Origin of the sequence: Pseudomonas sp. MWU12-3103b (assembly GCF_023100615.1) — a bacterium.
Lineage (GTDB): Bacteria > Pseudomonadota > Gammaproteobacteria > Pseudomonadales > Pseudomonadaceae > Aquipseudomonas > Aquipseudomonas putida_A.
On record NZ_JALMEY010000007.1, the window covers coordinates 148,132 to 160,701 of the forward strand.

At 60.4% G+C, this 12,570-nt stretch carries 12 protein-coding genes; 7 read left to right on the top strand and 5 right to left on the bottom strand.

The window, feature by feature from the left end:
* Positions 1-26 precede the first annotated feature (26 nt).
* On the top strand, positions 27-203 hold the full coding sequence (locus M0808_RS13405) for a hypothetical protein (protein ID WP_007964044.1): 177 nt from the start codon (positions 27-29) through the stop codon (positions 201-203).
* A 136-nt stretch (positions 204-339) separates the two neighbouring features.
* On the opposite strand, the gene M0808_RS13410 is transcribed toward M0808_RS13405, so the two are convergent.
* Positions 340-1,224, bottom strand: a complete 885-nt coding sequence (locus M0808_RS13410) for a helix-turn-helix domain-containing protein (RefSeq protein WP_247841417.1) — start codon at positions 1,222-1,224, stop codon at positions 340-342.
* 177 nt (positions 1,225-1,401) lie between these two features.
* On the opposite strand from M0808_RS13410, the gene pobA reads away from it, so the two are divergent.
* Both pobA and M0808_RS13420 read left to right on the top strand, forming a co-directional pair.
* Positions 1,402-2,595 (top strand): 4-hydroxybenzoate 3-monooxygenase, encoded by a 1,194-nt coding sequence (gene pobA / locus M0808_RS13415; protein WP_247841419.1) that lies wholly within the window; start codon positions 1,402-1,404, stop codon positions 2,593-2,595.
* A gap of 79 nt (positions 2,596-2,674) precedes the next feature.
* Entirely contained in the window at positions 2,675-4,192 is a 1,518-nt protein-coding gene (locus M0808_RS13420) for an MDR family MFS transporter (RefSeq protein ID WP_247841421.1), read from the top strand.
* A gap of 125 nt (positions 4,193-4,317) precedes the next feature.
* Here the strand turns inward: M0808_RS13420 and M0808_RS13425 are convergent, their stop codons facing one another.
* From M0808_RS13425 to M0808_RS13440, 4 genes are all read right to left on the bottom strand, one after another.
* Positions 4,318-5,166, bottom strand: a complete 849-nt coding sequence (locus M0808_RS13425; protein ID WP_247841422.1) for a cache domain-containing protein — start codon at positions 5,164-5,166, stop codon at positions 4,318-4,320.
* Between the two features lie 230 nt (positions 5,167-5,396).
* The gene (locus M0808_RS13430) at positions 5,397-6,251 is read right to left on the bottom strand and encodes an ATPase (RefSeq protein WP_096795122.1); all 855 of its coding nucleotides are present in this window, start codon (positions 6,249-6,251) and stop codon (positions 5,397-5,399) included.
* Between the two features lie 116 nt (positions 6,252-6,367).
* Entirely contained in the window at positions 6,368-7,360 is a 993-nt protein-coding gene (locus tag M0808_RS13435) for an NAD-dependent epimerase/dehydratase family protein (protein ID WP_098965333.1), read from the bottom strand.
* A gap of 53 nt (positions 7,361-7,413) precedes the next feature.
* Complete coding sequence (locus tag M0808_RS13440) at positions 7,414-8,307, bottom strand: LysR family transcriptional regulator ArgP (RefSeq protein WP_095136979.1); 894 nt, start codon at positions 8,305-8,307, stop codon at positions 7,414-7,416.
* A gap of 96 nt (positions 8,308-8,403) precedes the next feature.
* Here M0808_RS13440 and M0808_RS13445 point away from each other — a divergent pair, with 96 nt between their 5' ends.
* The 4 genes from M0808_RS13445 (at position 8,404) to M0808_RS13460 (ending at position 12,559) form a co-directional block, all read left to right on the top strand.
* The gene (locus M0808_RS13445) at positions 8,404-8,805 is read left to right on the top strand and encodes an ACT domain-containing protein (RefSeq protein ID WP_098965335.1); all 402 of its coding nucleotides are present in this window, start codon (positions 8,404-8,406) and stop codon (positions 8,803-8,805) included.
* A gap of 5 nt (positions 8,806-8,810) precedes the next feature.
* Complete coding sequence (locus M0808_RS13450) at positions 8,811-9,413, top strand: LysE/ArgO family amino acid transporter (protein ID WP_086791803.1); 603 nt, start codon at positions 8,811-8,813, stop codon at positions 9,411-9,413.
* Positions 9,414-9,589: 176 nt separating this feature from the next.
* Positions 9,590-10,186 carry a Fe-Mn family superoxide dismutase gene (locus tag M0808_RS13455; RefSeq protein WP_003227660.1) on the top strand — a complete coding sequence of 199 codons (597 nt, stop codon included), beginning with the start codon at positions 9,590-9,592 and terminating at the stop codon, positions 10,184-10,186.
* Positions 10,187-10,507: 321 nt separating this feature from the next.
* Positions 10,508-12,559 (top strand): bifunctional diguanylate cyclase/phosphodiesterase, encoded by a 2,052-nt coding sequence (locus tag M0808_RS13460; RefSeq protein ID WP_096795124.1) that lies wholly within the window; start codon positions 10,508-10,510, stop codon positions 12,557-12,559.
* Positions 12,560-12,570: the final 11 nt, after the last annotated feature.

Consider the following 12,570-nt stretch of genomic DNA (forward strand, 5'->3'; position numbering starts at 1 on the left):
AGGGTATGCGTTCAGAGGTCTACGCCATGAACATCAGAACAAGAAGGTACTTCGCGATTTTCATCACCTGCGCTGCCACGCTGGCGCTGTACGGCACCGCGGCCTGGCGGGTCGAGCAACTGCGACAACTGCCGCGCGAATACGCCAGCTGCAATTTCGAGCGCTGTATTCCGCATAACGCGACGCTCAATGCGTTGCGCTGATTGACCTGAGTTGCAGTGCGATCCTGTGGGAGGGGGCTTGCTCCCGAATGCGGTGTGTCATTCAGCATTGATGCAAACTGATAGACCGCTTTCGGGAGCAAGCCCCCTCCCACAGGAAAACGCAGCGTTTACCAGATCACTGCTCGGCCTTCAGCCGGTCGCGGAAGGCCTTTGGCGATATCCCCACCCTGCGCCGGAACAGGCGCGTGAAGTTGGTCGGATCGGAAAATCCCAACAACTCCGACATCTCGTAAATGGTCATGCTGGTGTAGGTCAGCAAACGTTTGGCTTCCAGTAACTGGCGTTCGTGCATGATCTGCAGCGCTGGCTGCCCCGCCAGTTCGCGGCAGGTGCCGTTGAGGTGCGACACCGAAATCCCCAGGCGGTGGGCGAGGTCTTCGACCTTCACATGCTGGCGGTAAGTCTCCTCCACCAATTGAATGAACCCGTTGAGATATTCGCGCTGGCGTTGCGGCCGCTGGCTGGCGTTATGGCGCACGAGCGCCTGACGGCTGACCCAGACCATGATCACGCTGACCAGCGAATGCATGAGCATTTCCCGCGCGGGTTGATGGCCGTTGTACTCGGCCTGCAACGCTGAAAACAGACTGTTCAGGTACTCCGCGTCCTTGCCCGCCGGGTAGTGCTCGGCCTGGGCCAGTGCGTGCACCGTATTGCCCAGTTGCGCCTGCAAGTGATTGATCAACGGATTGGCGAGGGTGACGACAAATCCTTCGACGTCCTCGGAAAAGCGAAAGCCATGCACCGACAACGGTGGCAGGACTTGAATCGCGGGTTGGTTGAGCTGCGTGCGTTGACCTTCGATTTCAAGCTCTGCCTGACCTTTGAAGACGAAGAGCAACTGGCACAAATCGGCGTGGCGGTGGGGTTTGATTTCCCATTGATGTTCGCGGCTGCGTTTGGAAATGGTTTCACAGTGCAGCAAGTCAGGGGTCGGCCAGTCCAGGCTTTCACCGTAGAGCTTGAACACCGGAATCGAAGGCAGGTCAGGCTTGTTCATCACTTCAATCCAGGCCTCGAGGTTGCGTGCGATAATCGCACCGATTGGCAGAATGTACAGGTATCGGCTCAGTTTTCACCTTCAATTGACAGACCCGCAAGGGAAAAATGCAAGCACTCGATCCATAAAAATCATTCACCGGCGCCTGTCGCGTGAAGCTTGCGAGTCATAAAAACAATGAAAACGCTGAAAACCCAAGTCGCCATCATTGGCGCCGGTCCGTCCGGATTGCTCCTCGGTCAGTTGCTGCACAACGCCGGCATCGACACCCTGATTCTCGAACGCCAGACACCCGATTACGTACTCGGGCGGATTCGCGCCGGCGTGCTTGAACAAGGCATGGTAGAGCTGTTGCGCCAGGCCGGCGTAGGCGCGCGCATGGATGCCGAAGGGTTGGTGCACACCGGCTTCGATCTGGCACTGGATGGGCGTCTGGCACACATCGATCTGCAGGCTTTGACCGGCGGCAAAACCGTCATGGTTTACGGTCAGACCGAAGTCACGCGCGACCTGATGGCCGCTCGTCGGGAGGCTGGCGCACTGTCGTTTTATGAAGTGAGCCATGTCGCTCCTCACGGCATGAAAAGCGACGAGGCTTTTGTCACCTTCGAAAAGGACGGCGAAACCTGGCGCGTCGATTGCGATTACATCGCCGGTTGCGACGGCTTCCATGGCGTGGCCCGGCAGTCGATTCCCGAGGACTGCCTGAAGATCTTCGAACGGGTCTATCCGTTCGGCTGGCTGGGGATTCTCGCCGACACCCCGCCGGTGCACGAAGAGCTGGTCTACGCCCGGCACGAACGCGGCTTCGCCCTGTGCAGCATGCGTTCGGCCACCCGTACCCGTTATTACCTGCAAGTGCCGGCCGAGGAGAACGTTGCCGACTGGTCCGACGAGCGCTTTTGGGCTGAGCTGAAAACACGTCTGCCCGCCGCGCTTGCCGAGAAACTGGTGACTGGCCCGTCGATTGAAAAAAGCATCGCGCCGCTGCGCAGTTTTGTCGTCGAGCCGATGCAGTACGGACGGATGTTTCTGCTCGGCGATGCCGCGCACATTGTGCCGCCCACCGGCGCCAAAGGCCTGAACCTGGCCGCCAGCGATGTCAGTACGCTGTTCAACATTCTGCTGAAGGTTTATCGCGAAGGGCGCACCGATCTGCTGGAGAAATACTCGGAGATCTGCCTGCGCCGGGTATGGAAAGCCGAACGTTTCTCCTGGTGGATGACCTCGATGCTGCACCGCTTCGACGAGCACGACGATTTCAGCCAACGGATCAGCGCCTCGGAACTGGACTACTTTGTCAGTTCAGAAGCGGGTCGAAAAACCATTGCAGAAAATTACGTCGGACTTCCGTACGAGGCTATCGAATAGCCTGCTACCGACTTACACTGGCGAGCATCCACCCGCGCGCAATGGCCGTGCGGGTCCATCACTGCCCGCAGGCTCGCCCGTGACCAATCTCAATCACCCTGAAACGCCCAAACCGGCCATTCGCAGCGTGCTGGTCGCGTTGATGATGGCGATTTTTCTCGGCGCGCTGGACCAGACCATCGTCGCCGTCTCGATGCCCGCCATCTCCGCACAGTTCAAGGACGTCAGCCTGCTGGCCTGGGTGATTTCCGGGTACATGGTGGCGATGACCGTGGCGGTGCCGATCTACGGCAAGCTCGGAGATTTGTACGGGCGACGCAAACTGATGCTGTTCGGCATGGGCCTGTTCACCCTCGCCTCGCTGTTCTGCGGCATGGCGCAAAGCATGGAACAACTGGTGCTGGCGCGGATTCTCCAGGGCATCGGTGCCGGCGGAATGATTTCGGTGAGTCAGGCAATCATCGGCGACATCGTTCCGCCGCGCGAACGCGGGCGTTATCAGGGCTACTTCAGCAGCATGTACGCGGTGGCCAGCGTCGCCGGGCCAGTGCTCGGCGGCTATATGACCGAATACCTGTCGTGGCGCTGGGTGTTCCTGATCAATCTGCCACTGGGGCTGGGCGCCTGGTGGGTAGCCAATCGCAATCTGCGCGGGCTGCCGATTCCGCAGCGCAAACCGATCATCGACTACCTCGGCACGCTGCTGATGATCATCGGTTTGACCGCCCTGCTGCTGGGCATCACTCAGGTCGGTCAGGGCCATTCGTGGCGCAGCAGCGAAGTGCTCGGTTTGTTCGCCTGTGCGGTGCTGGTGCTGGCGGTGTTCGTCTGGCATGAACGCCGGGCGCGTGAGCCGCTGCTGCCGATGCACCTGTTCACCAACCGCAACGCGTTGCTGTGCTGGTGCACGATTTTCTTCACCAGTTTTCAGGCGATCTCGCTGATCGTGCTGATGCCGCTGCGCTTCCAGAGCGTCACCGGTGCCGGGGCCGATGCGGCGGCGTTGCACTTGCTGCCGCTGGCAATGGGGCTGCCGATCGGCGCTTATTTCGCCGGACGTCGGACGTCGGTGACCGGTCGCTACAAACCGCAGATTCTGACGGGCGCACTGTTGATGCCGATCTCGATTCTCGGCATGGCGTTCAGCCCACCCGATGCGACGCTGGTCAGCAGCCTGTTCATGCTGCTCAGCGGGATTGCCGGCGGCATGCAGTTCCCGACTTCACTGGTGGGTACGCAGAACTCGGTGGAGCAACGCGACATCGGCGTCGCCACCAGCACCACCAACCTGTTCCGCTCGCTGGGCGGCGCGGTGGGGGTGGCGTTGATGTCGGCGCTGTTGCTGGCCTTTTTGCAGGACTCGAGTTTCGCCCATCTGGCGAGCAACTCGCTGCTCAGCGAAGGTCATTCGGGCAATGTGCTGCTCGACGGTTTGAACGCCGCACCGGGCGATGCGCAGAACGCCTTGCGCGCCGAACTTTCGGTGACGTTCCGGCATCTGCTGTGGGTGAGTACGGCGGTGTCGTTGCTGGGGCTGGCGGCGGCGATTGCGATGCCAAACAACCTGCTGCGCGGGCGCGAGCACGGCGCCAAATAACAGCAACACCTTAAAACCCTGTGGGAGGGGGCTTGCTCCCGAAAGCGGTGGATCAGCCAACATCTTTGTTGAATGACAAACCGCTTTCGGGAGCAAGCCCCCTCCCACAGTAGCGAATGTTTCAATTAGGGGCTGTAGTAACCCACCGCCACCAGAAAATGCCCGACCTTCTTCAGGTAGGCATGCTTGTCCTCGACCTTGCCGGTCACCGGGTTTTTCCAGCGGTATTCGTATTCGCCGTCATCCTGCTTGGCGATCAGCGCCAGAATCGGCTCGCCCACCGGTTTGCCTTCCGGGTCCTTGATCTTGCTGAAATCGGTGTTGATCAACCGCAGGTTGGTGCCGTGGGCAACGTAGCGTTGGGTCTCCAGATCGACCACGAACACGTACAGGTCATCCTGCAGATACCCGCCCTTGAGCGAGTTGATGGCCGTCAGCGTGCCCTTCTCGTTTTTCCCCAGATCGGTAGCAGCCTTGTCGAGAAGTGCCTTGGCCTGCTCGGCTGAAGCACGCGGCAGGTAATAACCGACGGCCAGAATGCGCTCACCGATGCGCTGGTAATACACATGTTTGCGCTCGACCTTGCCGTCCGCCCAGTTCTGCCAGCGGTATTCGGCCTGTTGAATGCCGTTGCCTTCCGGCACTAGCAAGGCGTCCTTGAAGGCCTTCTGCAAATCCGGCGCAAGCACTTCGCTGACGTCACGGCCGATCAAGGCTGAGGACGGCCCGCCGCTGGCGAGCATCACGCCTTTGGTGTCGACCACGAACACGTAGCGATCCTTGTCGACGAACTCGCCCTGACGGCTGAACGCGGCGAAGGCCTTGTCGCCATTGTCGTGGTAATAGGCCAGCGCCTTTTCCAGCAAAGCAATGGCAGCCTTGCTGTCGTCCTTTTGTGTAGTGGCGGCGTTGACCTGCCCTGCCCCCACAAAAAGCATCACCCCGAGCCACGCCACTTTATGCAAAAACCCCATAACGCATCCCTCGTTCTTGTTGGTGTTTCAAGAGCGTAGACGGCTTGGGGTCGGACGGAGCGCCGAATCCTGTAGCGAGGGGATTTATCCCCGATGGGCTGCGCAGCAGCCCTGATGGAGAGAACACATATTTTCTGACACACCGAGCTAATGGTTTGGGAGCTGCTGTGCAGCCCCATCGGGGATGAATCCCCTCACCACAAAGGTCCCTGGCTACAGTTCATCAGGCCCTATGGCCGGGCATTGATCTGCTGTTGCAGGTTCTGGATCTGCGCCTGCAGGGTGTTGAGGTTGCGGGTCATCTGCCCGCGGAATGCGTCGAACTCGGCGGTATTGCCGCCACCCTGCGCAGCGGCCGGACGGTTGTCCTGCTCACTCTTGAGAACGACGATTTCCTGCTCCAGACGCTCGATCGCCGCGCTCGGATTGCCTTGCTTTTTCAGCGCGGTGATATCAGCGCCGAGGCTTTTCAGCTGCGCGTCATAACTCTTGAGCTGCGCATCGACCTTGCCGGTGTCGGCCGGGGCGCTTTTCAGGGTCGCCAGTTCGGCGCTCAAGGCTTTGACCTGAGCCTGCAACTGGGTATTGGCGTTCTGTTGCTCGGTGGTCTGCGCGGTCATCTGCGCCAGACGCTTGTCCAGATCGCTGGCCTGACCGACCACGCCTTGCTGCTGTTTGCTCTGATCCAGCAACTGGGTTTCCAGCTGTTTGATCTGCAGCTTCAAGGCTTCGCTGTCACTGTTGACGTTGCTCTGGCTGGCGACGACCTTGCCGGAAATGTCCTGCAGGCGCCCCGCCGCTTCCTCGCTGATGCGCGCAAAGCTTTCCTGGGTCGCGACCAATTGCTGCTCCATCAGCGAAATCTGCTGGAAGCTCCACCAGGCCAGACCGATAAAGGCGAAGAACAGCGCGCCGACCAGTGCCCACAGCGGCCCGGTACTCGCGGCCTTGACCTTGACCACCGGCGGCGTGCGCGAGTGCACCGAGGTGCGGGCGGAGGGCGGAATGTCATCGTCGTCAAAGGTGTCGGCCCGCAGGCTCGGTACATCGTCGAAATCGTCGTTGGCATCGTTACGCATGGACATTGAGGCAACCTTTGTGGAACGCGGTGATGGCTAAATGCTGCGAAGTATAACCGCCGCAGCCGCAGGGATTGACCCTCAAGCGGCAGTGCGGTTCATTGCCGGCCGGGCGACTTGTATCAACGGATGTCCTGAGCTTTCCACCAGCCACAGAACTCGTCGAGGGCCGACCACAGGCTGACTTTCGGATCGTAGTCCAGATAATGCCGGGCGCGGCTGATGTCGAGGGTGAAATTTTTCTTCATGACTTGCATGCCCAACCGCGACAGGGTCGGCTCCGGGCGGCCCGGCCAGAGTTTGCACACGCCTTCGTTGAGCGCAGCAACGCTGTAGGCCAGACCGTACGAGCGGTATTTGCTGACCTGCGGCACTTCCATTTTGCGCATCACATAATTGACCACATCCCACAGCGGCACCGGCGCGCCATTGCTGATGTTGTAGGCCTTGCCCAACGCGGAACCGGCCGCCAGCAGGCTGCTGAGCAGCGCTTCGTTGAGGTTCTGCACGCTGGTGAAGTCGACCTTGTTCAGACCGTCGCCGATGATCGCCAGACGCCCCTTGCGCTGCATGTTCAGCAGGCGCGGGAAGATGCTCATGTCGCCGGCGCCAGTGACGAAACGCGGGCGCAGGGCGATGGTTTCCAGACCGAATTCCTGCGCGCCAAAGACCTTTTGCTCGGCCAGGTATTTGGTCGCCGCGTAGTGATGTTTGAAGCGCTTGGGCACTTGCTCTTCGGTCAGGCCGAGGTGATCGCGGCCATCGAAATAGATCGACGGCGACGACAGATGCACCAGCCGCCGCACGCGCTGCTTGAGGCAGGCTTCGACGACGTTTTCGGTGACCTGCACGTTGCCCTGATGAAAGTCCTGATAGCGCCCCCACAAGCCGACGGCACCGGCGCAGTGCACCACGGCTTCGACGTCGGCGCAGAGGTCGCGCACCAGATCCGCATCGGTGAGATCGCCCGGGACGAACTCGGCGCCACGGCGCACCAGATGCTCGACGCTTTCGGCCCGGCGACCGTTGACCCGCACGTCCAGGCCCTGCTCCAGGGCGAAACGCGCAAAGCGTCCGCCAATGAAGCCGCTTGCGCCGGTGACCAGAATTTTCATGTAACGCTCCGATGTCTTTCGTTTACCTGATACATCTTTCTTGACGCTGACCATCAGCCCAAGGGCACCAGCCAGCGCGGTGAAGAACGTAGCAATTGCTCGGTCAGCAAGGCCAGCAGCTGACCGCCATTGCGCCAATGATGCCAGTACAACGGCACATCGATCGGTTTATCTGGCAACAGTTCGCGCAATACGCCGCGTTGCAGCTGATCACGCACTTGCAGTTCCGGCACCAGGCCCCAACCAAACCCGGCTTCGGTCAGACGCACAAAACCTTCGGAGGACGGGCACAAATGATGCTCGAAACCACCATCGACACCGAGCGATGCGAGGTAGCGATGCTGGAGAAAATCGTCCGGGCCGAACACCAGCGCCGGGGTGCGCGGCAGCTGCTCGGCGCGCACCCCGTCGGGGAAATGCCGCTCGATAAACGCCGGACTGGCCAGCGCCCGATAGCGCATCGCCCCGAGCAACACGCTACGCGCACCGGCCACCGGGCGCTCGCTGGCACAGACACACGCCGCCACTTCCCCGGCACGCATGCGCTTGAGGCCGACGGTCTGATCTTCCACCACCAGATCCAGCAATAAATGCTGCTCGGCGCAGAAATCGCCCACGGCTTCGGCCCACCAGGTGGCGAGGCTGTCGGCGTTGATGGCGATGCGCAAACGCTCCGGCAGGCCTTCTTCGTCGAGCGCCGGCACCAGGGTCTGCAAGTCACGTTCGAGCAGGCGCACCTGCTGCACATGGTTGAGCAGCCGCCGGCCAATCTCGGTCGGCGATGGCGGCGTGCCGCGTACCAGCACCGGTTGGCCGACCCGCGCTTCCAGCAATTTGATCCGCTGGGAGATCGCCGATTGCGACAAGCCCAGCACCTGCGCGGCGCGCTCGAATCCAGCCTGCTCGACCACGGCGGCCAGAGCGGAAAGCAATTTGTAGTCGAACATCAGTTTTCCTAATGAGCGATCAGCACTATTGGTTTTTCTTATACCGCTTTCGACCGGAGAATAGCCAGCAAGCACTCTTTATCAAGGAACACAGCAATGGCTGGCGAAACCTCACTCACAACTCTGCTGCGTAGCATGAGCCCGCAGCTCAATGCCGGTGAATACGTGTTCTGCACCCTGCGTGACGGCCAGTTGCCGAGCGGTGTGGAGATTGTCGGCAGCTTCCGCGAGCAGGAAGGCCTGACCGTGATCCTCGAACGCTCTCAGGCTGAACACGCCGGGTTCGCTTTTGATTATGTGGCGGCGTGGATCACCCTCAATGTGCATTCGGCGCTCGAAGCCGTTGGCCTCACCGCCGCGTTCGCCAGCGCGCTGGGCAAGGCCGGAATCAGTTGCAACGTGATCGCCGGTTATTACCACGACCATTTGTTTGTCGGTCAGGCCGACGCCGAGCGCGCCATGCACGTGCTGCGCGATCTGGCAGCCAACGCGGAGTAAATCTTATGTGGCAAAGCTATGTGAACGGCCTGCTGGTGGCCTTGGGGCTGATCATGGCGATCGGTACGCAGAACGCTTTTGTGCTGGCGCAGAGTCTGCGCCGTGAACATCACCTGCCGGTGGCAGCGCTGTGTGTGGCGTGCGATGCGCTGCTGGTGGCGGCCGGGGTGTTTGGCTTGGCCACCGTGTTGGCGCAGAACCCGACATTGCTCGCGGTGGCACGCTGGGGCGGCGCGGTCTTTCTGATCTGGTATGGCAGTCAGGCGCTGCGCCGGGCGTTCTCGAAACAGAGTCTGGATCAGGGCGAAAACCACACCGTACGCTCGTTGCGCGCGGTGATGCTCAGCGCGCTGGCAGTGACACTGCTCAACCCGCACGTTTATCTGGACACGGTGTTGCTGATCGGCTCGCTCGGTGCGCAGCAGTCGGTGCCGGGGGCTTATGTCGTGGGCGCCGCGAGCGCGTCGCTGCTGTGGTTTTTCACCTTGGCGCTAGGTGCCGCGTGGCTTGCACCATGGCTGGCTCGGCCGAGTACCTGGCGGATTCTCGATCTGGTGGTGGCGTTGATGATGTTTACAGTCGCAGGGCAATTGATATTGGCGCAGTGATTTATTCCAAACGGCTCTGGAACCTCTATCCCACACAGTTGTTGCGTGGTTAAGCCTTGACCCCGGTGCTATGATCCGAACCCTGCGCCGCAAAGAGTAAAAACTCGTCGGTGCATTTCTGGCCGCCCGTGATCGGCCTTGCGCTCACCGCAACAGACCTGATTAGGAGAATCATCATGGCTTTCGAATTGCCGCCGCTGCCTTACGCACACGATGCCCTGCAGCCGCACATTTCCAAGGAAACCCTGGAATTTCACCACGACAAGCACCACAACACCTATGTCGTGAACCTGAACAACCTGGTGCCAGGCACCGAGTTCGAAGGCAAGACCCTGGAAGAGATCGTCAAGACTTCCTCGGGCGGCATCTTCAACAACGCCGCTCAGGTCTGGAACCACACTTTCTACTGGAACTGCCTGGCGCCAAACGCCGGCGGTCAACCAACCGGCGCACTGGCTGAAGCCATCAACGCGGCTTTCGGTTCGTTCGACAAGTTCAAGGAAGAGTTCAGCAAAACCTCGATCGGCACCTTCGGTTCCGGCTGGGGCTGGCTGGTGAAAAAGGCTGACGGTTCCCTGGCCCTGGCCAGCACCATCGGCGCCGGCAACCCGCTGACCAGCGGCGACACCCCGCTGCTGACCTGCGACGTCTGGGAACACGCTTACTACATCGACTACCGCAACCTGCGTCCGAAGTACGTTGAAGCGTTCTGGAACCTGGTCAACTGGAAGTTCGTCGCTGAGCAGTTCGAAGGCAAAACCTTCACCGCTTAAGCTACGCGCCAGATAAAAAACCCGGCTACGGCCGGGTTTTTTTATGCCTGCTTTTTTTTCACGATGAACGATGGCTCCGGCCGCTTGCCGGTGCAGCACAGCGGGCTACCATCAAATCAGCGAAAATTTGTTCCAGACTGCTCAAGTTGAGGGCCGAAACTACCGACACAGTACAAATAGAGCTGAGACTCCAGACAGCAGTATTTCGGCCAAGGCCACGGGCAAATGTTCCGAGGCTTGATTGTCCCTTTGACTGCCAACACGGGATTGCCAATACTCATGGCAACTTGACGCTACCCGCACGGAACAAGGAATAACCCTTTGAAGCTGGAACTCAAGAACAGCTTGTCGGTGAAGTTGCTCCGGGTCGTGCTCCTTTCGGCATTGATCGTCGGCGTGGTCTTGAGCTGCGCCCAGATTGTTTTCGATGCCTATAAAACCCGCCAGGCGGTGGCCGGCGACGCTCAGCGCATCCTCGACATGTTCCGTGATCCCTCGACTCAGGCGGTCTACAGCCTGGACCGGGAAATGGGCATGCAGGTGATCGAAGGCCTGTTCCAGGACGACGCCGTGCGCCAGGCTTCCATCGGCCATCCCAACGAGGCGATGCTCGCGCAGAAGTCCCGTGAGTTGCAGCACTCCAACAGCCGCTGGCTGACTGACCTGATTCTCGGTCAGGAACGCACCTTCACCACTCAATTGGTCGGTCGCGGTCCCTACAGCGAGTATTACGGCGACCTGAGCATCACCCTCGACACCGCCACCTATGGCGAGAGTTTCATCGTCAGTTCGGTGATTATTTTCATTTCCGGCGTCTTGCGCGCCCTGGCCATGGGCCTGGTGTTGTATCTGGTTTATCACTGGCTGCTGACCAAGCCGCTGTCGCGGATCATCGAGCACCTGACCGAAATCAATCCCGATCGCCCCAGCGAGCACAAGATTCCACAGCTCAAGGGTCACGAAAAAAATGAACTCGGCATCTGGATCAACACCGCCAACCAGTTGCTCGAATCGATAGAACGCAACACCCATCTGCGCCACGAAGCGGAAAACAGCCTGCTGCGCATGGCCCAGTACGACTTCCTCACCGGCCTGCCGAACCGCCAGCAATTGCAGCAGCAACTGGACAAGATTCTGGTCGACGCCGGCAAGCTGCAACGCCGGGTTGCGGTGTTGTGTGTGGGGCTGGATGATTTCAAAGGAATCAACGAGCAGTTCAGCTACCAGACCGGCGACCAGTTGCTGCTGGCGCTGGCCGACCGCCTGCGCGCCCACAGCGGTCGCCTCGGCGCCCTCGCCCGGCTGGGTGGCGACCAGTTCGCGCTGGTGCAGGCCGATATCGAGCAACCTTACGAAGCGGCGGAACTGGCGCAAAGCATCCTCGATGATCTGGAAGCGGCGTTTGCCCTCGACCATCAGGAAATCCGCCTGCGCGCGACCATCGGCATCACCCTGTTCCCCGAGGATGGCGACAGCACCGAGAAGCTGTTGCAGAAGGCCGAGCAGACCATGACGCTGGCCAAGACCCGCTCGCGCAATCGCTATCAGTTCTACATCGCCAGCGTCGACAGCGAGATGCGTCGGCGTCGTGAACTGGAAAAAGACCTGCGCGATGCGCTGATTCGCGACCAGTTCTACCTCGTCTATCAGCCGCAGATCAGCTACCGCGATCACCGCGTGGTCGGGGTCGAAGCGCTGATTCGCTGGCAGCACCCGGAACACGGTCTGGTGCCGCCGGACCTGTTCATTCCGCTGGCAGAACAGAACGGCACGATCATCGCCATCGGCGAGTGGGTGCTGGATCAGGCCTGCAAGCAATTGCGCGAATGGCACGATCAGGGCTTTGTCGATCTGCGCATGGCGGTCAACCTGTCCACCGTGCAACTGCACCACGCCGAGTTGCCGCGAGTGGTCAACAACCTGCTGCAGATCTACCGCCTGCCGCCGCGCAGCCTGGAGCTGGAAGTCACCGAAACCGGCCTGATGGAAGACATCAGCACCGCCGCCCAGCATCTGCTGAGCCTGCGCCGCTCCGGCGCGCTGATCGCCATCGACGACTTCGGCACCGGCTACTCATCGCTGAGTTATCTGAAAAGCCTGCCGCTGGACAAGATCAAGATCGACAAGAGCTTCGTCCAGGATCTGCTGGATGACGACGACGATGCGACCATCGTTCGCGCGATCATCCAGTTGGGCAAGAGCCTGGGCATGCAGGTGATCGCCGAAGGCGTTGAAACCGCCGAGCAAGAGTCCTACATCATCTCCGAAGGCTGTCACGAAGGTCAGGGCTACCACTACAGCAAGCCGCTGCCTGCCCGGGAGCTGACGGCCTACCTCAAACAGGCGCAGCGTAGCAACGCGGCGATCCTTTGATGCCGCGCATA

Coding starts and splice junctions, on each gene's coding strand:
- M0808_RS13405 (WP_007964044.1), top strand. CDS start 27: ATGAACATCAGAACAAGAAGGTACTTCGCGATTTTCATCACCTGCGCT.
- M0808_RS13410 (WP_247841417.1), bottom strand. CDS start 1,224: ATGAACAAGCCTGACCTGCCTTCGATTCCGGTGTTCAAGCTCTACGGT.
- pobA (WP_247841419.1), top strand. CDS start 1,402: ATGAAAACGCTGAAAACCCAAGTCGCCATCATTGGCGCCGGTCCGTCC.
- M0808_RS13425 (WP_247841422.1), bottom strand. CDS start 5,166: ATGGGGTTTTTGCATAAAGTGGCGTGGCTCGGGGTGATGCTTTTTGTG.
- M0808_RS13430 (WP_096795122.1), bottom strand. CDS start 6,251: ATGTCCATGCGTAACGATGCCAACGACGATTTCGACGATGTACCGAGC.
- M0808_RS13435 (WP_098965333.1), bottom strand. CDS start 7,360: ATGAAAATTCTGGTCACCGGCGCAAGCGGCTTCATTGGCGGACGCTTT.
- M0808_RS13440 (WP_095136979.1), bottom strand. CDS start 8,307: ATGTTCGACTACAAATTGCTTTCCGCTCTGGCCGCCGTGGTCGAGCAG.
- M0808_RS13445 (WP_098965335.1), top strand. CDS start 8,404: ATGGCTGGCGAAACCTCACTCACAACTCTGCTGCGTAGCATGAGCCCG.
- M0808_RS13450 (WP_086791803.1), top strand. CDS start 8,811: ATGTGGCAAAGCTATGTGAACGGCCTGCTGGTGGCCTTGGGGCTGATC.
- M0808_RS13455 (WP_003227660.1), top strand. CDS start 9,590: ATGGCTTTCGAATTGCCGCCGCTGCCTTACGCACACGATGCCCTGCAG.